Here is a 21928-nt window from a genome sequence, read left to right as displayed (position 1 = left end):
TGCGCGGCAAGGGTCTGCAGCAGCGGGCGAAATGCGGTGAAAACCCTGCACGCTGCGCGGTAAAAACTCGTGGTATGGCGGTATAGCTGAGCAGTGCGAAGCGTACCATTCGACCTGCACGAGTGATCAGCGCCGAATGGCCCAGCAAGCTGGCCGAAAGCGCCAAAGCGTCGGGGACGAATAAAACATGAAAAGAATGCTGTTCAACGCAACTCATGCAGAAGAGCTGCGTTTGGCTATTGTTGATGGCCAGAAACTCCTTGATCTCGATATTGAATCCACCGCTTACCAAAGCAAAAAAGGCAATATTTACAAAGGCCGCGTCACCCGCGTCGAGCCCAGTCTCGAAGCCGCGTTTGTTGACTACGGTGTCGAACGCCAAGGCTTCCTGCCGCTGAAGGAAATCTCCCGAATTCATTTTCAGGGTGATAACAAGACACCAATCTCTCAGGTCAAGATCCAGGACGTCATCAAGGAAGGCCAGGAATTCGTAGTCCAGGTAGACAAGGAAGAGCGCGGCACCAAGGGTGCGGCACTGACTACCTTCATCAGCCTGGCTGGACGATTCCTGGTGTTGATGCCCAATAATCCCAAGGGTGGCGGTATCTCCCGCCGCATCGAAGGCGAAGAACGCGCGGAACTGCGCGACGCCATGGCACAGCTGGAAGTACCGCGTGACTATGCCCTGATTGCCCGCACCGCCGGCATTGGCAAGAGCGTCGAAGAACTGCAGTGGGACCTGGATTACCTGGTGCACCTGTGGGACGCCATCAGTAAGGCTGCCGCCGATCGCCCTGCCCCGTTCCTGATCTACCAGGAGAGCAACCTGGTTGTCCGCGCCATTCGCGACTACCTGCGTACCGATATCGGCGAAATCCTGGTCGACAACGCCGAAATTCACGAGCGCATGAAAAAGTTCATCGAACAGGTGAGCCCGCACAATATTCAGAAGCTGAAGCTGTACCAGGAAGAGACGTCGATGTTCTCGCGCTACCAGATCGAGAGCCAGATTGATTCGGCATTCTCGCGCGAAGTGCGTCTCGACTCCGGTGGCTCAGTGGTGTTTGACTACACCGAAGCCCTGGTTTCTATCGATGTAAACTCGGCACGTGCAACAAAAGGTGCCGATATCGAAGAAACCGCGCTCAATACCAACCTTGAAGCGGCTGACGAAATCGCCCGGCAGTTACGTCTGCGTGATCTCGGCGGCCTGGTGGTAATTGATTTCATTGATATGTCACCGGCCCGCAACCAGCGCGCCGTGGAAAATCGTCTTGCCGAGGCATTGAAGTATGATCGTGCCCGTGTCCAGGTAGGTCGCATCTCCCGCTTTGGCCTGCTTGAAATGTCACGCCAACGCCTGCGCCCATCTCTCGGAGAAGCAAGCACGCGTATTTGCCCGCGCTGCTCCGGCACCGGTCATATTCGCAGCGTGCAGTCTTCCGCGCTTCACATTCTGCGTGAAATCCAGGAAGAAGCGATGAAGGAAAATTCGGCTGCTGTTCATGTGCATCTGCCCATTGAAACAGCCAGTTTCCTTTTGAACGAAAAACGTCGCGAGATCAGTGCGCTGGAATCACGCATTGGAACGCCGATTACGATTGTACCGATGTCAACCATGCAGACTCCACACTTCAAGATTCGTCGTTTGCGCTCTGAAGACCTGGAAGGCGAAGAAAATCTGCCAAGTTACAAGATTGTACCTACGGAAGAGGATGAAGAAATTTCCGAACCGAGCGCAGTCAAGGCCGAGAAACCTGAGAAAGCCGCGGTTGGCCAAATCACGCCGGTGACCCAGGCACCGCCACGACCGAAACAACCCTCCTCGTCCGGCCTGTTTGGCTGGCTGAAGAAACTGCTCGGTATTGGCGAAAAGTCGACAGCCCCAAAGAACAAGAAATCCGGCACCCAGCAACAACGCCGTGGTGGTCGTGGTGGCGGTCGTGGTGATCAGCAGCAGCGTCGTGGCGGTCGTGGTGATCAGCAGCAGCGTCGTGGCGGTCGTGGTGATCAGCAGCAGCGTCGTGGCGGCAAGCCACAAAAAGATGACCAGCAGCCAAAACAGGCTGAAGACAAGTCCGCACAAGAGCCGCGAGGCAAGGACAATCGCGACAACAGGCCTGCAAAAGATGCGTCCCCGGACAAAAAACCGGAATCCGGTCGTGGTCGCGGACGCCGTGGCGGACGCCGTGGCGGTCAAAGCCAGCAAAAAGGTGGCAATCAACAGGATCGCCCAAACCAGCCGCAACAGCCCGATCAAGCGACCGCAAACAGGGACAGCGGGGGCGACGATGCACCTGGTAAAAATGGCGGCCGAAAGCCAAGCGAAGGACAAAAACAGGATCGCGTTAATGCAGGCACGGCAAGTACGGTGGCGCCCGCACAGACCCAAAGCTCACCCGTAAATGCCGTGCTGCCTGACAACCGCAAACAGGATGGCGCGCGGAATAAGCCTGCTGATGAGCCATCACAGCCAGCGACGGAGGGCAACAGAAGCAAGTCAGCCGTGCCTCAGGGCGATACTGGCAAACCTGCTAGCCCGTCTGCGCCAGCAGCAAAACCTGAAAACAGTCCAGCACTGGTACAAATTGAAACAAAGGCAGCACCCGCGTCCCCGACGGCAGCACCTGCTGCAACAACGCCGGCACCTCAGCCGAAACCCGTGCCAGTCGCAACACCAGCGTCACCACCTGCGGAGCCCAAGCCTGCAGCCAATCTGACCCAGATTGAGACCAAGCCTACGTCTTCGGACAACTAAGTAGGGACATCAAATAAAAAAGCCGCGTTACGCGGCTTTTTTATTGCCCTGCTCACGCCCAACCCCGGTCACCTGCAGACCTGGGCCAGGTTTTTGATTTCACAATTCAAGCTTTCCGATTACTTGCTCGAAATGTTTTCAACCCATCAAATCACCCGGTTACCGAACAAGATTTAGAGAATTTTCGGGGCAACACAAATGACTGCGCCCATGAATGATAAAAGACTGTTAAAGCAGATAAATAAACTGAAGATCCGTCTGTCAGACTTCGTTTCCGACCTCAGGGGTTCAATCAATGGGCATTTGAACCTATAACCTGAAATATCGTGTCATGCCAACGAATCCCGGATGCCGGATCTCGGAAATGATCAGCGGCAGGAATAAATTCAGCAATCAGAAATAAAAAGTCACAAAAAAGACATATTTACGATCGTCAAGATGTTCAGCTCCAGTGCTGCCGTGCAAGTACAAGCCGTACTCGTCTCAACCATCGCAAATTTCATAAACAGACCTGGCATGAAGATCACGCTTTAAAGTATATCGCCCATATCCTGGCCAAACATGTCGATGCGCGCTCAAGCCTCTGGCCAACGATGGTGACGCCTTCCTGATTTTGCTTGGTATAACGGATTTGAACCATGCAAACCAGATTGCCAGAATACCATGTCGAGCAATGGAAGATTCGCTTCTACGCAGTGGCGTTACCAGTATCCCTGGCAACGATATCCTGCGGTACTGTGCGGTTCACAGCCACAGGGACAGCTATTCGAGCGTTATGGCTCGTGCTGAGCTCGCGGTAAAGATTACCAAGACAACTGGCAGAAATCGCTGGATATCGCAGGACAATCCTGTCAACTCCTGATATTCGTGCGGCCAGACCAGGTCAAATATCGTGACGACTACGAATATGTCTTAGCAACCCGATGGAGGCTTCCTCCACCATATCCAGCACATTGTCAAACCCGCCCGGACCACCAAAATATGGATCCGGGACTTCCTGCTCCGGACGATCCGGCGCAAAGTCCAGGAACAAGTGAATCTTGCTTTCCAGTCCGTCCGAGGAAATCGCCAGCAGGTTATGGTAGTTCTCGTTATCCATGGCCAGGATATAATCAAACTGCTCAATATCCAATTCGGTCGCCCTTCTGCCGCGCAACTGGCTCATATCAATTCCGCGCCGAGCGGCAGCAGCCTGGGCGCGATGATCCGGTGGCTCACCGACGTGATAAGCGTGAGTACCAGCCGAATCTATATTGATCGCATGCTCCAGCCCCTCCCGGACAACAAGCTGTCGAAATACGGCTTCTGCCGTTGGAGAGCGACAGATATTTCCCAGGCATACGAATAGCACACTGATTCTGGTCATAGGAATTTACTCAGGACATTAATACTCGAACGCGCTCAAGATCCTGCGGCGTATCCACTCCGGGACCAGGCAGTTCATTGGCCACACAGGTAATGATGCGCTCGCCATGCCACAACACTCTCAGTTGCTCCAGGCTTTCCAGGAGTTCCAGCGGGCAGGCAGGCCATGCCGCGTAACGACTGACAAACCCTGCACGATAGGCATAGATACCAATATGTCGATAACAGCCTTCTGTTGACTGGCCGGCATAGGCACGATTGTATGGAATCGGTGCCCGGCTGAAATACAACGCATAACCCTGCCTGTCCGTTACCACTTTCACTATATTGGGATCCAGCAATTCATTTACGGAATCGATGCCGTGACATGCCGTGGCCATGGGCGCTACCGTACTTTGCTCCAGCAGCGTGCCTACCTGGTTCACAAGCGTCGCCGGCATCATTGGCTCGTCCCCCTGCACATTCACCACTACTTCATCATCAGGCAATTGCAATTGCTGTATGACTTCCGCGATCCGGTCAGTACCGGAAGCATGGTCGGCACGTGTCATCAGCACTTCTGCATCGAAGGATTTGCCCGCTTCAAAAACTCTGGCATCGTCGGTTGCTATGACGACTCTCGAGGCACTGGATTTCCGGGCGCACTCATAAACATGTTGCACCAGCGGCTTGCCGTGAATATCTGCCAGCGGCTTGCCTGGCAAACGGGTTGATGCATATCTGGCAGGAATGACAACTATCATGAGAATTCAGGCGTGCCGTATGTCGCATCAAGAATCAGAATCGGCCAGTACGCGCGCCTCTTCTTCCAGCATTACCGGGATGTCATTTTTGATTGGATAAGCAAGCTTGTCCGCCTTGCATACCAGTTCGCTGTCGTCTTTGCGATATTCCAGCGGACCCTTGCACAGCGGGCAAACCAGGATTTCGAGCAGTTTCTTGTCCACGTTCTACTTCTCCTCAAGAAATGACATCAGTTCTTTCAAAAACGCAGATTCGTCATCCACGACAACGTCTGCTTTCAGATACCAGTACCGACTATATTCCTCCGCCGGCATCTGGCCAATATATTGCTCAAATTTTATCGCGTCCTTTTCCGTCATAATAACCGGCCTGTCATCACCGAATTGCATATCTGTAAGCATATACGGGTGATGATCCGGAAAAACGTGTTGCTCGGTTTCACACCCCAGGTCTGACAGGTTCAGGAAAAACCGTCCGGGATTACCGATGCCTGCAACAGCATGTACTCGTTGTCGCCTGAACGCGTCCAACGGCTGCCGACGGCCTGCATCGAATACATTAACAAAACACCTCGGTTCCAGGTGCATGCGCCAACCGGCTGATGCATGCGCCCTGCGGTTCTTTCCTGATGTATCGCTGATGACGGTCATATCCACATCTGCCAGCCGCGTCACCGGTTCGCGTAACGGTCCTGCCGGCAGACACATCCTGTTACCCAGTCCACGCGCACCATCGATCACGGCAATCTCCATGTCCCGGCCCAGGGCATAATGCTGCAGGCCGTCATCCGATATCACGATATCGCATTGAGACTTGAGCAATCGCCCAACACCGCGCGGCCGATCCGGGTCAATGACCACCCGGCATCCCGTGTGTCGAAAAATCATCAGCGGCTCATCGCCGACGGATGCGGCAGTGTGCCCTTCACGTAACACCATCGGATAGGATTCCGCCTGGACACCGTAACCGCGCGAAATTACGCCGGGCGTGTAGCCTGCCTTGCGACACAGCTCCACGAGCTTTATCACCAGCGGGGTCTTGCCGGTTCCGCCAACGGTGATATTGCCAACTACGATAACCGGTACCGGGAACCAGTGCGTTCGTAACAATGTCAACCTGTACAGCTGCTTTCTGAGTATTGTCAATGCGCAGAAAACAACTGATACCGGCCACAACAGAAAACGCAGTATTGATGGCCTGTACCAGCTGGCTGTTAACCAGTCCAATTGCATACTCGTCAGGTCCTGAACTGATTTTGATACAGTCGCGCATATACTCCGCTATGCACCAGCAGTTCCTTGTGTGTCCCGCTCTCGACAATGCGGCCCTTGTCCAGCACCAGGATCCTGTTTGCATGCTCGATTGTCGACAAGCGGTGAGCAATAACAAGCGTCGTCCGATCGCGCATCAGCACTTTCAGCGCATCCTGAATCAACCGTTCTGATTCGGTATCCAGCGCCGATGTGGCTTCGTCGAGTATCAGGATAGGCGACGCCTTGTATATGGCTCGGGCAATGGCAATACGTTGGCGCTGCCCCCCGGAAAGCCGGGTACCCTTTTCGCCAACCTCGGTATCAAATCCGTTTTCATAGTCATCAACAAATTCAAGCACGTGGGCGGCGGCGGCGGCTTTCCTGATGCGATCATCGTCAATCTGGTCCGCGCTGCCATAGGCAATATTGTTTTTGATGCTGTCATTGAACAGCACGGTATCCTGGCTGACAAAGGAAATATGCGAGCGCAGGTTATTCAGATCAAAATCAGTAATGTCAACACCATCAACCGATATCGAGCCCTTGCTGGGCAAGTAAAACCGTGCCAACAGGTTGGCCAGCGTGCTCTTGCCGCTGCCGGATGCACCAACAAGCGCTACCACTTCACCCGGGTTTATGGTGAAGCTGATATCCGATACAACCTCGCCATCATCACTATAGGCAACGCTGACATTGTTGTACTCAACGCGACCATCGACCTGTTGCATTTTTATCGTGCCGGCATTCTTTTCAGTTTCCTCGTCAATCAGCTCGAAAACGCTGTGTGCCGCAGCCAGTCCAAGTTGAATTACTTCATTCACCTTGGTCAGCCGCTTGACAGGGCCAAGCATCAGCATCATCGCGCCAAAATAGGAAATGGCCTCACCTATGGTAAGGGTCCCTGATGCCGCCTGGTTTAACGCGTAATGCACAACAACGGCCATGCCGATTGCTGCCAGGAACTCCATCATTGGCACGCTGAGCGCAACCAGCGATGCACGACGGACCATTTGTCGTCGGTACTTGTCGTTGACAGAGCCGAACTGTTTTGACTCCTGTTCCTCTGCACCATAGGCTTTGACCGTCAGGTGACCTTCTGTCAGTTCCTGAACAACCCCGGAAATACCGCCCATGGATTTCTGAAGACCCAGGCCAGTCTTGAAAAAACGCTTGCTGACAAATCGGACAAAACCGCCTACCAGCGGCGCAATAATCAGGAACAACAAGGTGAGCTTCCAGTTCATATAGACCATGTAGCCCAGTAACCAGATCACCGACAATCCATCCTTGATAACAACAAACAATGCCTTGGTCGTAGCATTGGAAATCTGCTGGACGTCGTAGATCACCTTGGACATCAGCCTGCCTGAAACATTCTGATCGTAGTACGCAGCGGGCAGGCGGCACAGGTGGGTGAACATCTCGTTGCGAATATCGAACATGATCCTGGCACCGATCCAGGCCATGCTGAACTGGGCAACAAACCGGGCCAGCCCTCCTACAAGGAAAATCCCGATAATAGCGTAAGGCAGCCAGGCGATAATTTCCGGATCCTTCTCGATAAATCCGCCATCCATCAGCGGCTTGAGAATGTAGGCTTTAACGGGATCCAGGGCAGCAACCGCTGACATGGCCAGCACGGAGAATGCAAATATCTTCCTGTACGGCAATGCATAGGTTATTAACCGGCGATACAAGAGCGCCGCATTTTTTGGTAACTCGGTTTTGGCCATGGACTAATTCTTTTGCCCAGGTTGTTGCTGGGTAGCAAAGGTAAGGTTGGTGAAACCGAGACGACGTGCCGCATCCATGGCGTGAATAACTGCCTGGTGCGGCGTTTTGCCATCGGCATAAATCACTACGCCGGGTTTCTTGTTTTTTCCAGCTGCCTGCAACATTGCATTTCGCAGGGCATCAGCAGTCGGTTTCAACAACTGCTTGTCATTGATGTAGAACTGCCCATGCGCATCAATGGTCACGCGCAACAAGGCTTGCTCTGAGCTGGCTTCCGCCGTTGCTTCTGGCAACTTGATTCGAAGTTGCGATTCCTTGGAAAAGCTTGTCGTAACCACCAGGAAAATAAGTGTCATCAACAGCACGTCAATCAACGGGACCAGGTTGAGTTCCGGTTCCATCCCCTGCCTGGCGCGAGAAAAATTCATTGCTCTGAATACTCCGCCCTAGTCGCTCTCACGGTCGCCGTGAAGAATTTCGATCAACTTGATTGACTCCTGTTCCATATCGACAACCAGCGCATCCACCTTGCCCCGGAAATAGCGATAAAACATGACGCTGGGAATGGCGACACCGAGACCGGCTGCCGTGGTGATCAATGCCTGGGCGATACCCCCTGCCACCACCGCTGGATCACCAACTCCATGACTGCTGATGCCGGCAAACATCTCGATCATACCCAGCACTGTACCGAGAAGTCCGAGGAACGGGGTTATGGCCGCAATGGTTCCGAGGGTATTGAGGTAGCGCTCCAGTTCCGGCACCGCGTGACGTCCAGCATCTTCAACAGCCTCTTTAACGATATCGCGATCATGCTCACGATTAAGCAGTCCGGCTGCAAGAATCCGCCCCAGTGGCGAGGTCTCAGCCAGCAACTTGATACGGGCATTGTCCAGCTCCTTGCGGTCCAGCCATTGCTTGATCTGGATAACCAATGTTTCCGGGGAAACGTATTTCTTCTGGAGCGACCAGAATCTCTCGCCGATAATTGCCAAAGCCGCTACTGAACAAAGCAGTATGGGCCACATCAACCAACCACCGGTCTTCACCAGTTCAAACATCGATAAGCACCTGAATTGTAGTAAAAAACTGTTTTTTGTTTATGTAAAGTGCGGCTAATGTATCAGACGCGGCAACACAGGCAAAGGGATCAGGCAATCATATCGGGCGATGGTGCCAGTAACGCTGATAGTCGTTGCGAAATCGACGGGTTGGTGCAAGGCGGCTGCCGAACAAACGGCTGATCGCACCGGAATCAGCTGTACTCACAACCGGCATGGCCATATCCCGGTAACGCCGCAGAATATCAGGATGGGGGTGGTGATATCGATTCCGGTATCCTGCCGGGATCCACACCTCGTCAGCCGACACCGCCGACAAAAACACCGGTGTCGACGATGTTCGGCTGCCATGGTGCGGCGCCACTAGCACGGTGCTCTGCAATTTGGATCCAAACACCCCGGCCAGCCTGGTTTCTGCGAGTTGTTCAATATCGGCACTGATCAGAACCGATCCCCAGCGACTGCTGACACGCAATACGCAGGCGCCATTATTCGCTTTTTTGTAGCTGGCACCATCCGGATGTAAAAACGAGAACTCTACCCCGTCCCAGCGCCACGCCATTCCGGTTCGACATGGAATGGCATCCGAACGTGGCTGCCCGACCAGGCTGCTGAATACCCGGGCCACGGGCAGCGATTCGAGCACGGCAGAGGCCCCGCCGATATGGTCATTATCCCCATGACTGATAACCAGGGCGTCGAGATGGTCAATCCCCTTGCTCCTCAGGAACGGCACTACTACCGCGGAACCGGCATCAAAATCCGGGCTGAACCAGGCACCGGTATCAAACACCATAATATGTTTTTCCGTCTGGACCACGGCAGCCAAGCCCTGGCCGACGTCCAACAGACTGAATTCAAACTCCCCGGCAGCCGGCCGTGGCGGAACGAAAAACAGCAACGGAAGGCACCACAACACCCCCAGCGGGCGCCCTGGCAATGACTTGGGTGCCAACAGCATCATCAAGCCCATGGCCGCAAGCAAAACTGTCCAGCCTGCGGGTGGTGATACAGAAGTAGCGGCACCAGGCCATCCGGCCACAGCACCGAGCCCGATCCATGTCCACGACAACAATGTCGTGGCTGACGACAACAATGCACCGGAAATAGCTGACATGCCCGGTATAAAAAGCAGCATCGTCGTCAGCAGCAACAGCGGGATTATGGCCAGGCTAAAAACCGGAATTGCCACCAGATTTGCCAGAGGCGATACCCAGGGAGCAAGTTGAAATCGAGCGATAACAATGGGCAACAAGCCCAATGACACGGCAGCCTGAATTCGAAGAAACCCGCCCGTTTTCCGCAAGAGCCCGTCAACAACGGTTCGGAACGGGTCATGCACTTGATGCCGGCTTGTCATCGCCCAGGCGATTATCGCTACCGCGAGGAAAGACAACCAGAACCCGGTGTCGAGAACGGCGAACGGATCTAGAAACAAAACCAGGGTCATTGCCGCAAAAAACAGATCTGCAAAACGAACAGTCCGATTGGTCAGGATTGCCGCTATTGCCACAACCAGCATGATCAGCGCTCGCTGGGTCGGAATGCTGAAGCCCGCCAGGCCGGCATAACCAAAAGCCGCCACGGAGGAGCCCAGCGCCGCCGCCTTTTGTGCCGGCAACCACAGCGTCAGCCGATAACTCAATGGCCAAAGCCAGCGAATCATAAAAAACATCATGCCTGCCACCATGCCGATATGCAGTCCGGAAATAGCCATTAAGTGCGCTGTCCCGGTTTTTTGCAGTTGCCTCCATTCAGCCCTTCCGAGCCCGCTGCGATCGCCGATGACGAGGCCCAGTACCAGTGATCTCTCTGTGGACCGGGGCAACACCTCGATAATTCGTGATTTTATACGGGCACGCAGTTTCAGCCAGGAATAGCCATCGGACATGCCCATACGTTCCGGGACATGCTGTCGCAGAACATATCCGCGGGCACCAATCCCCTGTCGAAACAGGTAGGCCTCATAATCAAAACCACCCGGATTCTGAAAACCGTGCGGTGGTTTCAGCCTGACAACAAAACGCCAGCGCTCAGCGGCCTGCACCTTTATACCTTGCTGGTAGACACTTAATACCACTCGACGGGGCAACCGAATCGACTGACCATCCTGCATGGCAGTCTTGATATCAAAATGGAATTGCTGACCTTTGCTTGACGTTTCGGGGAGACTGGAGACAACACCGGTAACTGCCAGGTTTACACTGGCCAGCGATTCAGGCAAGCGATCTTCAAGGTAATAGTCGGCAAGAAAAAAGCTCCACGTCGCCGCGACGAGACCAATGGCAACGGGCTGCATCAATGTCATCCACCGGGCACTGGCGACAGCCAGGCCGGTAACCAGACAAAAGCCGGACAAATCCGGCAGCGATGGCAAAAGTTGCGCGATCAACACGCCTGCCAAGACCGCGCAACCATACACCCACGGCGCAAATACCTGCATCGGGAACAAACCTCCATGTCGATTCCGCAATCAATTATGACCGTTTCAGCACAAATTGAAACCGTAGCCGGTTATTAAAATTTTACTGGTCTGGGAATCAAATACCGCTAAAATGCATCTTATCTATATGAATGCCGAATCGCGGGCCTGCAACTTTTTTACCCGTTACGGCATCATCAGTATCACTCCGGATTTTTTTGGGAAATCGTGGCGAAAAAACTGATCAAGCGATTCATGCCAGATGCGCGCGTCATACGCGAGCACAAGTCACTGCGCATGTTCGGCAGCGCCCTGCACAGCCCGAACCTCTGGCACCTGAACAGGCACTCCACTTCTGCCGCATTTGCCATAGGCTTGTTTATGGCATTTGTGCCCATGCCGTTCCAGATGATTCCTGCGGCAGCACTGGCCATTGTATTCCGGGCAAACATTATCGTCTCGGTAGCACTGGTCTGGATCAGCAATCCGATTACCATGCCGCCACTGTTTTACTTTTGCTATTTGCTTGGTGCCCGCATTCTCGGGCAACAACCTGGCCGCATGGAGTTTGAAATATCCTTTGACTGGCTTGCCAGCGAACTGATGCTCATCTGGCAACCATTCCTGCTTGGCTGCTTTATTGTCGGCAGCATTATGGCGTTGATTGGCTATTTCGGCATGCACGGAGTCTGGCGACTTTACGTGGTGCGGGAATGGGCGGCCCGCAAGGATATTCGTCGTGCGCGCCGAAAAGCTGCGAGACTGGCCGAACAAGCAAATACCGAGGAACATGGGGGTCAGCAACAATAGGTACTGTTACCCCCCTGGCGGCAATCAGTCCTGATCGACACCCTTCAGCATACCATCCACCATCTCAATGGTTCGATCCATGCGTGAAGCCAGGTCATGATCATGAGTTACCACCACAAAGCTGGTATTCAGCTCTCTATTCAGCTCTAGCATCAGCTCGTACACGCCCTGGGCGGTTTTTCGATCCAGGTTTCCTGTCGGTTCATCAGCAAGAATGCACAATGGTCTTGTTACCAGCGCACGGGCAACCGCCACGCGCTGACGCTCACCGCCGGATAATTCTGAGGGTTTGTGTTGCAACCTGTCTTCCAACCCGACACGTCCAAGCATCTCGCGCGCTTCGGCCAACGCCTTGTCACTGTCCATGCGCCGGATAAGCAGTGGCATGGCAACATTTTCCAACGCGGTGAATTCCGGCAACAGGTGATGGAACTGGTAGACAAACCCGAGTTTCTCGTTACGCACCCTGCCACGCTCAGCCTCGCTCATCTCGGAGAAGCGCTGACCGTCAAGCTCAATAAGGCCATCACTTGGCGTATCCAGGCCACCCAGAATATGCAGCAAGGTACTCTTGCCGGCTCCTGATGCACCAACAATGGCAACACGTTCACCGGCAGCAATACGCAGGTGCACGCCCTTCAGAACATTGACACTGAAACTGGTTTCATCAAAAACCTTGGTCAGACCGGTACAGCGCAGGATAACCTTGTCATTATTCATGGCTGCGCTTTCCTATTCATACCGCAATGCCTGCGCTGGCTGAACACGTGATGCACGCCAGGCAGGATAAATTGTCGCCATGATACTCATGACAAACGATGACACGGCGATCACAATAACGTCACTGCTGTGAATATCTGATGGCAGATCGGTAATGTAATACACGTCTGCCGCAAGAATCTTGAACTTGAACAAGCCTTCAATAAACTGGACAACTTCCTGGACATTGGCTGCAAGGGCAACGCCACCGAGCACTCCCAGCGCGGTGCCAACTACACCAATAATGGTCCCCTGTACCATGAAAACAGCCATGACACTGGAAGGCTTCAATCCGAGGGTTCGAAGAATGGCAATATCTGATTGCTTGTCCGTTACCACCATGACCAGAGTTGAAACAATATTAAATGCGGCAACAGCAACAATCAGCAACAGGATCACCAGCATGACCCGCTTTTCGATTTTCAGTGCACGGAAAAAGTTTGCGTGCTCGCGCGTCCAGTCGCGGGTAATAAAGGCATAGCCCAGCTTGTCCTGGAGTTCCAGCGCCACTTCCGGCGCCTGGTAGAGATCTTCTATCTTCAGGCGCAAGCCGCTGGCGCCCTCGGGGATACGATAAAGCGCAGCCGCGTCATCCATGTGAATCAGCGTCAGGCCACTGTCATATTCATACATGCCAACATCAAATACGCCAACCACCTTGAACCGGCGAAACCTGGGCATGATGCCGGCCGGGGTGGCCAGTGCCTGCGGAACAATCAGCGATACATAGGAACCAACATCGATATCGAGTTTCCAGGTAAGCGCGCTGCCGATAATCATGCCGTATTCACCCGGTTTCAGGTCGGCCAACGCTCCTGACTTCATGGCGTTTCCCAGGCGCGAAACACCGGCCTCCTGGTCAGGCAATATGCCGCGCACCATGACGCCCTTGACAGAGCCCTTGCTGTTCAACATGCCCTGGCCAAGAACATAGGGCGCCATCGCTGTTACCTGTTCATGCTCTTTGGCAATGCGGGCAACAGATTTCCAGTCTTTCAGCTTTGCGCCGGTTTGCGAAATAGTGACATGGGAGACAACACCCAGAATACGGTCACGCAACTCCTTGCCAAAACCATTCATAACCGATAACACGGTAATAAGCGCGGCAACACCAAGAAATATGCCGAGCATGGAGCTTAGAGAAATAAAGGATATGAAATGATTGCGACGCTTGGCGCGCGTATAACGCAATCCGATAAAGAGTTCGAGTGGCTGAATCATGACGGCGAATTAAATCACATCACCGCGCCAGGAGCGACACATCGCTGTCGTCAGTACCCGTCAAACCAACAAGTCCCACATTATTGACGTTTTTTACAGCAACACCCATTGGTCGCGACAAGCCGTCCAGCTCCGACAACACTGATGCCGCCTGTTTTCCGGTAAGAATTTTCGGCTGAAACACCACTTCCGGATTGAACACGTTTATCGGAACCATCTCTACCGAGCTGACAACGTTCCCGTCGAAGCTCAACTGCGCAATTACCGAGGTCCTGGCCTTGCGACTGTAGGAGCCAAAAACAAAATTACCGAGGCTGTACAGGATGACCCCGTGTTTGTAACGCTCCACGCCCTGGAGAATATGGGGATGATGGCCGAGCACGGCGGCCGCACCGGCATCAATGGCCGCCCTGCCCAGTGCAGTTTGATACGGACGCAATTCTGTCGTGCCTTCGCGACCCCAGTGAAACGAAACGATTACGATATCGGCCTCGGCTTTTGCCTTGGCGACATCCTTGCGCACATGACTCTCGTGACCGAACGCCGTGCCCGGCCGGTTGGCAGCAGCCCAGAACTCTTCCGGAAAAGTCAGCGAATACCCGAGAAACGCTATACGCCGGTTCTTTCGCTCAAGAATAACCGCCTTGCGTGCCGCCTTGCTGTCCAGCCCGGCACCAGAATATGCCAGCCCGTGACGATCCAGGGCCGCCATGGTATCCACCAGGCCCTGAACGCCGTAATCCAGCGTATGGTTATTTGCCAACGTAAACACATCAAACCCGGCGTTTACCAGTGACGTGGCCACCTTGTCCGGCGGAGATCGAAATACATATTTCTTCTCCACGTCATTGTTGCCCCCGGTTGTCAGCGGACCTTCCAGATTGCCTATAGCGATATCGGCCTTGCGCAAGATGTCGCCAACATATTCAAAAGCGTAATCGTAACCAAGCTTGCTGAATTCCGGTCGGGCGCTGCCATCCATCATGATATCCCCGGTTGCAGCCAGGGTGAGCGGTGTCTCGGCCGGCACAGCCCGGTTTTCATCAACCGGGATCGGGTCAATCCTGTCCGGTACCGCCGCACAGGCACTCAACAGGCTCACAATAACCGTCAAGCCCAGGGTCTTTTTGCCAATCTTTCTAATCATTGTTTGATGATTCCGATACATTGCCCAGATCAAGAAGCGCCCGCTTCACTTCCGGGTCATCAATCATTTCCGCTGTCGCTTTAATTGCCTCAATAGCCCCGGCTGACAATCGCTCGCGCTTTCGTTGGCGCTGTTTGTGATAACGTATTTCATCTTCACGAATCTCGTCCGGCATGGCCTGCTGTGGCCGAACCTTGACGACAATTTCCCGGAGTCCGGAAAAGCTTTCATGTTTTCGCAAGCGGGAGACCAGGTTGCCGGTTTCATGACGCAAACGATTACCCCAGACCGGCGCGGCAACACGCAGCACCAGCCTGCCATCAGCATAGTCGATGGCGTCTGCCCGGCCAGCCCACTCACCGGCCAGTTCATGCCACAGGCTCTGAAGCGAATCGGTATCACACTGGTGATCGCGCATGCGGCGCAGTAATTCTGCCGGAAGAAGCTGACCAACACGCCTGGGCTCGTCTGCCGACATTACTCGTCCGTCCTGTTAGCCAAATAAAAAGTTTCGCGTTTCACCATAAAGCCGACTATATAATGAATATGAACATTATTCTGCTCCCTGAAGGCCTGCAGCGCGGGCACAAAATCAGCATTAGCCATCGCCAGGCGATCGCCCTGTTTTTTGTTGGCATTATCTACTTGCCACTGTTTTTCGGTCTTATTGGCACCAAAATCCATGCCTTGTACCAGGCCAAGTCTGCAACTGACAGCGAAGTTCTGCAGACACACCACGACGAAGTCGCCCGGCTGCGGGCAGAATTGAGATCAACCCGGGTTCACGCCGAGTCACACCTGAATGCCCTGGCACAGCGCATGGGTACCATGCAGGCACGCTTGCTCAGGCTCGACGCACTGGGTTCACGTCTTACCGAGATGGCCAAAATTGACAGCAAGGAATTTGATTTTTCTGGCACTCCGGCCATCGGCGGCCCGGCCAACCCTGAATCATCGGCTGCACGAATCGACATCATTCGATCCCTGGACCAGCTTAAAGCGGCGCTCGACGACAAATCAGAATACCTGGCCGCACTGGAATCCGTACTTTCTGATCAAAACCTGAGCGCGGCAGTTACTCCGGCCGGTTGGCCTACCCAGGGCGGCTGGATCAGTTCACATTTCGGTCTACGCGCCGATCCGTTTACAGGCAAGCGCAGTTTTCACGAAGGCATCGACATCGCCGCACGCATGGATTCCCCCATCCTCGCCCTGGCCGATGGCGTTGTTACCTGGTCAGGTGAGCGCAGCGGCTACGGGGTCATGGTTGAGATTACACACGGCCAGGGTTACACAACGCGCTATGCCCATGCCGGATCCACCCTGGTCAGTCTTGGCGATCGCATTGCGCGTGGACAGCCTGTCGCCAAAGTCGGTACGTCTGGCCGCTCCACCGGACCACATTTGCATATCGAGATTCGGCGCCTTGGCAAAGTTGTCGATCCCGTCGCCTACCTGACCAGTCGACGCTAAAGATCAGGACAATTTTCAGTTGATCACTTAAACTCCTGAACACGAGGCTTCGGGAGATAGCAAATGCATGCCCCAGGATTTGTTGGTTTTTCTGTCCTGCTTTTAATGATCTCGTGGTTTCCCACCACTAATGCCGGCAGCGACAACGCCCCGGAATTCAATCTGCCCGGCGTGGAAAATACCATCAGCCTGAACCAATATCGCGGCAAGGTCGTTTACCTCGACTTCTGGGCGTCCTGGTGTGTGCCTTGTCGTGAATCATTCCCATGGATGAATGCCATGCAAAACAAGTATCACGACAAAGGCCTTGCCGTGGTTACGGTCAACCTGGACAAGGAGCGCGCACTGGCGGACAAGTTCCTGAAAGAGGTTCCGGCTGCTTTCGTTATCGGATTTGATCCTGAAGGCAGCACCGCCGAAAGCTATGGACTAATGGGCATGCCCAGCAGTTTTATTATAAATCGTTCAGGGCAAATCGTTTACCGACATGTCGGCTTCCGCAAGGAAAACGCCGACAAGCTGGAACAGGAGCTGGTCAAACAACTTTCTTCAAAGTAGGCAAAAATGGAATTGGCGATGCGCACACTGATTGCAGCAGTACTTGTTATGGTGACCGCCTCGGGCTGCTCTTCCCCTGGAGTCAAGCCCTGGGAACGCGATCTTCTGGCACAAAAGAAAATGCAGCTGGATCCTTACCCGCTGGATACTTTTGTTGATGAGCATATCTACTTCTCCCGTGAAAATTCCAGCGGTGGCCAGGGTGTTGGCGGTGGAGGTTGTGGATGCAACTAAAAAAACAGGTGTCCCTGCGCCAGGCTTTGGCCATGGCGACCACAACATTGCTGGGAAATGTTGCCAACGCCGCGAGCGCTGATAATGGCTGGGATGTCGACTCCTCCATTTTGTATTACTCTGAAGTCGACCGGATCACCGTAATCAAACCGGTTATTGAAGCCAAAAAAAATCTCGGTGATGATGAAATCATTACCGTGCGCGGCGTAATCGACAGTCTCAGTGGCGCATCGCCCAATGGCGCCATTCCCCAGACTACGGCGCAAACATTTACCTCGGCTTCCGGCCGTGACAGTTACACGGTCAATGCCAACGAAACACCGATGGAGCCAAGCTTTGAAGATCGTCGCTATGCGCTGAATGCAAGTTGGGACAAGCCGCTGACGCGCCTTACAAAAACCGTGCTGGGCGTCAATGGCTCAACGGAAACCGACTACGTCTCCCTTGGATTGATCGCTACCCTGAGCAGCGACTTCAATCAACGCAATACCACCGTGACAGCAGCGCTGGCGGTAAACAAGGACACCATTGAACCGTTCAATGGTGTACCAATCCCGTTCTCGCCAATGATTGTCGGTATTGACATGCAGAGCTCGGGCACCACCGAAAACAAGTCTGTGATTGATACTTTGTTTGGCGTAACACAGGTTATCAATCGCACGACGATCGCCCAGCTGAACCTCAACATCGGCAATGATGCCGGCTACCTGACCGATCCCTACAAGATCATAAGTGTCACGAACCCCGGCACGCCGACATTACGTGGCGTCAATCCCTACCTGTATGAACACCGGCCCGATAGCCGCCGGCGCCAGGCACTGTACGGCAAGCTCATCAAGAACCTTGGCGGTGATGTACTACGCACAAGTTACCGCTATTACCAGGATAGCTGGGGTATCAAGTCTCACACCGTGGATGCGCAATACCAGTGGCAACTGGCCGAACTGCAGTACCTGCAGCCACACTTTCGTTTTTACAAACAATCGAAAGCGGACTTCTATTACTACAACCTTGAAGACGGCACCTTGCCGGAGTTTGCCAGCGCCGATTACCGGCTCGGTGATCTTGAGACCTCGACTGCCGGTTTCAAGTACGGCTACAGCCTCGGCAAAGACAGCGAATTGTCAGTCCGCCTGGAGCACATGAAACAGGCTGCCGCCGGCGATGACCCGTTTCCCGATGTTGAAGCAAACTTTATCCAGCTGGGATTCATTACCCGTTTTAACGGGTTCTGGTAACCCGTGTGCACGCACGGTCCGTGGCTGAACTCGCAAAGCATCATGACATCTTTATTGGCCGGTTTTCGGCCATGGCCAGTCCTTGCGAACTGTTGATTGAAACAGTCGACGAGGACCTGGCCAGGCGTTGCCTCGCCATTGCCGAATCTGAAGCCCGGCGCATCGAACACAAGTTCAGTCGCTACCTCGACAACAATATTGTCTGCCAGATCAACAATGCCGGTGCATCCGTCATTACGGTGGATGATGAAACAGCGGCATTGCTCGATTACGCCGATCAGTGTTTTCAGTTAAGCGATGGACTGTTTGATATTACTTCGGGCGTGCTGCGACGCGCCTGGCGTTTCGGCGGTACCGGCACGATCCCGACGCAGTCGCAGCTTGATGAACTGCTGCCACAGGTTGGCTGGAACCGTGTCAACTGGAATGCCCCGGAGATTCAAGTCCCTGAAGGCATGGAACTGGATCTTGGCGGTATTGGCAAAGAGTACGCCGTCGACCGGGTCACTGCATTGCTGCGCCAGCATGCTGTTGGCACCAGCATCGTCGTCAACTTTGGCGGTGATCTTGCCATTACCAGCAAGCCTTTGAACCGGCCGGGCTGGCGCATCGGCATTGCCGACCCCTGCCCCGATCATTCCGAACCGGCTCAATCGGCCACGGAGCCTGCAACTACGGAGATTATCGAACTGGCGAATGGTGCCATGACAACAAGCGGCGACGCCCACCGGTATATCATGCATAAGAGTGTTCGCTATGGCCATATTCTTGACCCACGTACCGGCTGGCCCGCAGCCAATGCCCCGACATCCGTCACCGTACTCGCAGACACCTGTCTTGAAGCCGGCATACTGTCAACACTGGCGATACTGAAAGGTGGGGGCGCTGAAAACTTTCTTGCCGAAAACAATGCGCGCTACTGGGTTATGCGCAACAACTGACAAAACCTGCTTAAAGTGAACTCGTCTCTTCGCGTATCATGTTGATAAATGATTCTGCCACCGGGTAATCCGGCGCTGCGCGATTGCGCACAATCCACAGGCCACCTTGCTGAAATGCAGCAATAACGTAACGTGGTCTGCCCGGCTTTGATCCTGAAGTTCCGATGTGATTACATTCGGCACATGAACAACATCGCCCAAAACCTGTCGCGAATCAGAACCGAGCTTGCCGAAGCCGCACTGGCATCGGGACGGGACCCGGATACTGTTCAGCTGCTGGCCGTATCCAAGACCAAGCCGGCAAGCCTGGTTGCCGAAGCCATGGATGCCGGCCAGGTTCATTTTGGTGAAAACACCATTCAGGATGCGCAGACCAAGATCCCGGTCCTGGCTGAACGTCACCCGACCTGGCATTTTATCGGCCACCTGCAGACCAACAAGGCCAAGTACATTCCCGGCCAGTTTCAATGGCTACACACATTGGACAGTCTTGAATTGGCCAACAAGCTTTCCTCGCGACTGGTGAATACAGGCGCGCAGCTCAACGCTCTCATCCAGGTAAACGTCACCGAAGACGACGCCAAGCATGGCGTGCTGCCGCAACACATTGATCAGTTTATGGATGCACTGTTGGCCACCGCGTTGCCAGGAATCCGGCTGCGCGGCCTTATGACTATCGGTAAAGCGACATCGGATCGCGCCCAAATTCGGAAAAATTTTGCCAGCCTGAGAGCGTTGCGCGACCAGCTTGCCCATAAATATCAACTGAGCCAGTTTGACCAACTGTCCATGGGCATGAGCGATGATTTTGCCGAAGCCATTGCCGAGGGCGCGACCTGGGTGCGTATTGGTAGCGCGATTTTTGGCAGCAGAATCTGAGATTAGTATAAGTATTTACATTAAATATTATCTATAACTTACTGTATTACCAATGTTATTATTTACGAGATATCTTCCAGTTGACTCTATAGTTTACTTCAGGGTTTATGATTCTTGCGCCAATGAATTCGGGAGAGGAAATCATGTCAGCCTTGTCTATCGGCCAACTGGCCAAACGCGCCGGGTTAACCGTCGAAACCATTCGATTTTACGAAAAAATCGGCCTGCTCAATAAGCCGACCCGGACGCCTTCGGGCTATCGCCAGTTCTCCAGTGAGGCCGAGCGACAGCTGAACTTTATTCAGCAAGCAAAAAATGTCGGGTTTACCCTGAGCGAGATCACCGAGCTTCTGAATCTCCGGACTGATCCGGACGGCTGCTGCGGTGACATCAAGATCCGCGCCAAGATAAAACTGGATGACGTTAACCGGAAGATCACCGAGTTGCGCCAGATTCGCGACGCCCTGCAATCCATGATTGATGGCTGTATTGACGAGACCGACGACATTTCGGGTTGTGCAGTCGTCCATACGCTAGAACAGCCTGATGTCAATTAACCCTCCCCTGATCGAGCTCGTCTACGAAACCAGTTGCCCGAACATTGACATGGCCCGGGAACGAATCCGGCTGGCGCTTGAAGCCTGTGGCCTGGCTCCAGACTGGCGAGAGCATGATGTGAATGATCAGGCTGCACCGGCTTATGTTCATGGATACGGGTCACCCACCATCCTGGTCAATGGCGAAGACGTGTCCGCAACCCCCATACCCGGCCACGATCTCTGTTGTCGACTCTATGATGACAATGGCAAAACCAGCGGCGCTCCCACTGTCGCCACAATCATACATGCGCTTGAACAGCCACGCGGGAAGCATGTGACTCCCAGGTTTCTGAAATTCAACTCGGGTCTCGTACCGGTAATCGGCACCGCTCTCATGCCCAAGTTGTTTTGTCCGGCATGTTGGCCCGCCTATGCCGGCGTGCTCGGCAGTTTCGGCATCGGGTTTGTAAACTATACGCCGTGGTTAATGCCATTGACGCTGTTTTTTTCCGTTGCTGTTCTTGTATCGTTACTCTGGAAAGCGGATCAACGACGCGGATACAACCCGTTCGTGGCGGGCCTGGTCTCCGTTGTGTTGATAATGGTTGGTAAATTTGTCAGCGAAAGCGACCTGTCAATGTACGCCGGTCTCGCAGGATTGATCGCCGCGTCGCTATGGAACAGTTGGCCGCGCACGCCCGAACCTGCTGCCGGCCAGTGCCCCGCGTGCCAGGCGCAACCGGTCGCAGCTGCAGATTCTTGACCGCTCCTGCTGATCCGGGGTTTGCCAGC

Annotated in this window: 22 protein-coding genes; 10 read left to right on the top strand and 12 right to left on the bottom strand. The window is 53.9% G+C overall.

Going from position 1 to position 21928, the window contains the following annotated elements:
• Window positions 1-187: 187 nt before the first annotated feature.
• The gene (locus OEZ10_12340; protein ID MDH5633768.1) at window positions 188-2758 is read left to right on the top strand and encodes an Rne/Rng family ribonuclease; all 2571 of its coding nucleotides are present in this window, start codon (window positions 188-190) and stop codon (window positions 2756-2758) included.
• An 883-nt stretch (window positions 2759-3641) separates the two neighbouring features.
• Here OEZ10_12340 and OEZ10_12335 read toward each other — a convergent pair.
• From OEZ10_12335 to OEZ10_12300, 8 genes are all read right to left on the bottom strand, one after another.
• Window positions 3642-4124, bottom strand: a complete 483-nt coding sequence (locus OEZ10_12335; protein ID MDH5633767.1) for a low molecular weight phosphotyrosine protein phosphatase — start codon at window positions 4122-4124, stop codon at window positions 3642-3644.
• Between the two features lie 10 nt (window positions 4125-4134).
• Complete coding sequence (gene kdsB, locus OEZ10_12330; protein ID MDH5633766.1) at window positions 4135-4872, bottom strand: 3-deoxy-manno-octulosonate cytidylyltransferase; 738 nt, start codon at window positions 4870-4872, stop codon at window positions 4135-4137.
• Window positions 4873-4893: 21 nt separating this feature from the next.
• On the bottom strand, window positions 4894-5070 hold the full coding sequence (locus OEZ10_12325) for a Trm112 family protein (protein MDH5633765.1): 177 nt from the start codon (window positions 5068-5070) through the stop codon (window positions 4894-4896).
• Between the two features lie 3 nt (window positions 5071-5073).
• Window positions 5074-6093, bottom strand: coding sequence for a tetraacyldisaccharide 4'-kinase (lpxK, locus tag OEZ10_12320; GenBank protein ID MDH5633764.1), 1020 nt, complete (start codon window positions 6091-6093; stop codon window positions 5074-5076).
• Window positions 6094-6104: 11 nt separating this feature from the next.
• A complete protein-coding gene (msbA, locus tag OEZ10_12315) occupies window positions 6105-7853 on the bottom strand; it encodes a lipid A export permease/ATP-binding protein MsbA (GenBank protein MDH5633763.1) in 1749 nt (582 codons plus the stop codon).
• A 3-nt stretch (window positions 7854-7856) separates the two neighbouring features.
• Window positions 7857-8282 (bottom strand): biopolymer transporter ExbD, encoded by a 426-nt coding sequence (locus tag OEZ10_12310; GenBank protein MDH5633762.1) that lies wholly within the window; start codon window positions 8280-8282, stop codon window positions 7857-7859.
• 18 nt (window positions 8283-8300) lie between these two features.
• Window positions 8301-8915, bottom strand: coding sequence for a MotA/TolQ/ExbB proton channel family protein (locus OEZ10_12305; protein MDH5633761.1), 615 nt, complete (start codon window positions 8913-8915; stop codon window positions 8301-8303).
• Between the two features lie 97 nt (window positions 8916-9012).
• Window positions 9013-11358, bottom strand: a complete 2346-nt coding sequence (locus OEZ10_12300) for a DNA internalization-related competence protein ComEC/Rec2 (protein ID MDH5633760.1) — start codon at window positions 11356-11358, stop codon at window positions 9013-9015.
• A gap of 207 nt (window positions 11359-11565) precedes the next feature.
• Between OEZ10_12300 and OEZ10_12295 the strand changes: the two genes are divergently transcribed.
• On the top strand, window positions 11566-12147 hold the full coding sequence (locus tag OEZ10_12295) for a DUF2062 domain-containing protein (GenBank protein ID MDH5633759.1): 582 nt from the start codon (window positions 11566-11568) through the stop codon (window positions 12145-12147).
• Window positions 12148-12171: 24 nt separating this feature from the next.
• On the opposite strand, the gene lolD is transcribed toward OEZ10_12295, so the two are convergent.
• From lolD to OEZ10_12275, 4 genes are read right to left on the bottom strand one after another with little or no spacing between them, the layout of a single operon-like run.
• Window positions 12172-12867, bottom strand: coding sequence for a lipoprotein-releasing ABC transporter ATP-binding protein LolD (lolD, locus tag OEZ10_12290; GenBank protein ID MDH5633758.1), 696 nt, complete (start codon window positions 12865-12867; stop codon window positions 12172-12174).
• A 12-nt stretch (window positions 12868-12879) separates the two neighbouring features.
• Window positions 12880-14127 (bottom strand): lipoprotein-releasing ABC transporter permease subunit, encoded by a 1248-nt coding sequence (locus OEZ10_12285; GenBank protein ID MDH5633757.1) that lies wholly within the window; start codon window positions 14125-14127, stop codon window positions 12880-12882.
• A 19-nt stretch (window positions 14128-14146) separates the two neighbouring features.
• Window positions 14147-15274, bottom strand: a complete 1128-nt coding sequence (locus tag OEZ10_12280) for a CapA family protein (GenBank protein ID MDH5633756.1) — start codon at window positions 15272-15274, stop codon at window positions 14147-14149.
• Window positions 15267-15752, bottom strand: coding sequence for a DUF721 domain-containing protein (locus tag OEZ10_12275; protein ID MDH5633755.1), 486 nt, complete (start codon window positions 15750-15752; stop codon window positions 15267-15269). Before OEZ10_12275 ends, OEZ10_12280 begins: the two co-directional genes overlap by 8 nt.
• Window positions 15753-15814: 62 nt before the next feature.
• On the opposite strand from OEZ10_12275, the gene OEZ10_12270 reads away from it, so the two are divergent.
• From OEZ10_12270 to OEZ10_12235, 8 genes are all read left to right on the top strand, one after another.
• Window positions 15815-16747, top strand: coding sequence for a M23 family metallopeptidase (locus tag OEZ10_12270; GenBank protein MDH5633754.1), 933 nt, complete (start codon window positions 15815-15817; stop codon window positions 16745-16747).
• A gap of 63 nt (window positions 16748-16810) precedes the next feature.
• Window positions 16811-17305: a TlpA family protein disulfide reductase gene (locus OEZ10_12265; GenBank protein MDH5633753.1), complete on the top strand. Its 495-nt coding sequence runs from the start codon at window positions 16811-16813 to the stop codon at window positions 17303-17305.
• A gap of 18 nt (window positions 17306-17323) precedes the next feature.
• Window positions 17324-17539 carry a DUF4266 domain-containing protein gene (locus OEZ10_12260; protein MDH5633752.1) on the top strand — a complete coding sequence of 72 codons (216 nt, stop codon included), beginning with the start codon at window positions 17324-17326 and terminating at the stop codon, window positions 17537-17539.
• Window positions 17530-18777: a DUF3570 domain-containing protein gene (locus OEZ10_12255; GenBank protein MDH5633751.1), complete on the top strand. Its 1248-nt coding sequence runs from the start codon at window positions 17530-17532 to the stop codon at window positions 18775-18777. The genes OEZ10_12260 and OEZ10_12255 overlap by 10 nt, the downstream gene beginning before the upstream one ends.
• Before the next feature lie 20 nt (window positions 18778-18797).
• The gene (locus OEZ10_12250) at window positions 18798-19718 is read left to right on the top strand and encodes an FAD:protein FMN transferase (GenBank protein ID MDH5633750.1); all 921 of its coding nucleotides are present in this window, start codon (window positions 18798-18800) and stop codon (window positions 19716-19718) included.
• Between the two features lie 183 nt (window positions 19719-19901).
• Complete coding sequence (locus OEZ10_12245) at window positions 19902-20597, top strand: YggS family pyridoxal phosphate-dependent enzyme (protein ID MDH5633749.1); 696 nt, start codon at window positions 19902-19904, stop codon at window positions 20595-20597.
• 143 nt (window positions 20598-20740) lie between these two features.
• Window positions 20741-21154, top strand: a complete 414-nt coding sequence (locus OEZ10_12240; protein MDH5633748.1) for a heavy metal-responsive transcriptional regulator — start codon at window positions 20741-20743, stop codon at window positions 21152-21154.
• Entirely contained in the window at window positions 21144-21899 is a 756-nt protein-coding gene (locus OEZ10_12235) for a hypothetical protein (protein MDH5633747.1), read from the top strand. Before OEZ10_12240 ends, OEZ10_12235 begins: the two co-directional genes overlap by 11 nt.
• Window positions 21900-21928: the final 29 nt, after the last annotated feature.

It is taken from the genome of Gammaproteobacteria bacterium, assembly GCA_029880545.1.
Lineage (GTDB): Bacteria > Pseudomonadota > Gammaproteobacteria > Acidiferrobacterales > SZUA-150 > JAOUOD01.
This window is presented reverse-complemented; position numbering and strand designations above follow the sequence as displayed.

Coding starts and splice junctions, on each gene's coding strand:
- OEZ10_12280 (MDH5633756.1), bottom strand. CDS start 15,274: ATGATTAGAAAGATTGGCAAAAAGACCCTGGGCTTGACGGTTATTGTG.
- OEZ10_12270 (MDH5633754.1), top strand. CDS start 15,815: ATGAATATGAACATTATTCTGCTCCCTGAAGGCCTGCAGCGCGGGCAC.
- OEZ10_12235 (MDH5633747.1), top strand. CDS start 21,144: ATGTCAATTAACCCTCCCCTGATCGAGCTCGTCTACGAAACCAGTTGC.
- msbA (MDH5633763.1), bottom strand. CDS start 7,853: ATGGCCAAAACCGAGTTACCAAAAAATGCGGCGCTCTTGTATCGCCGG.
- OEZ10_12265 (MDH5633753.1), top strand. CDS start 16,811: ATGCATGCCCCAGGATTTGTTGGTTTTTCTGTCCTGCTTTTAATGATC.
- lolD (MDH5633758.1), bottom strand. CDS start 12,867: ATGAATAATGACAAGGTTATCCTGCGCTGTACCGGTCTGACCAAGGTT.
- OEZ10_12240 (MDH5633748.1), top strand. CDS start 20,741: ATGTCAGCCTTGTCTATCGGCCAACTGGCCAAACGCGCCGGGTTAACC.
- OEZ10_12260 (MDH5633752.1), top strand. CDS start 17,324: ATGCGCACACTGATTGCAGCAGTACTTGTTATGGTGACCGCCTCGGGC.
- OEZ10_12300 (MDH5633760.1), bottom strand. CDS start 11,358: ATGCAGGTATTTGCGCCGTGGGTGTATGGTTGCGCGGTCTTGGCAGGC.
- OEZ10_12285 (MDH5633757.1), bottom strand. CDS start 14,127: ATGATTCAGCCACTCGAACTCTTTATCGGATTGCGTTATACGCGCGCC.
- OEZ10_12245 (MDH5633749.1), top strand. CDS start 19,902: ATGAACAACATCGCCCAAAACCTGTCGCGAATCAGAACCGAGCTTGCC.
- OEZ10_12305 (MDH5633761.1), bottom strand. CDS start 8,915: ATGTTTGAACTGGTGAAGACCGGTGGTTGGTTGATGTGGCCCATACTG.
- OEZ10_12310 (MDH5633762.1), bottom strand. CDS start 8,282: ATGAATTTTTCTCGCGCCAGGCAGGGGATGGAACCGGAACTCAACCTG.
- OEZ10_12275 (MDH5633755.1), bottom strand. CDS start 15,752: ATGTCGGCAGACGAGCCCAGGCGTGTTGGTCAGCTTCTTCCGGCAGAA.
- OEZ10_12335 (MDH5633767.1), bottom strand. CDS start 4,124: ATGACCAGAATCAGTGTGCTATTCGTATGCCTGGGAAATATCTGTCGC.
- OEZ10_12255 (MDH5633751.1), top strand. CDS start 17,530: ATGCAACTAAAAAAACAGGTGTCCCTGCGCCAGGCTTTGGCCATGGCG.
- OEZ10_12340 (MDH5633768.1), top strand. CDS start 188: ATGAAAAGAATGCTGTTCAACGCAACTCATGCAGAAGAGCTGCGTTTG.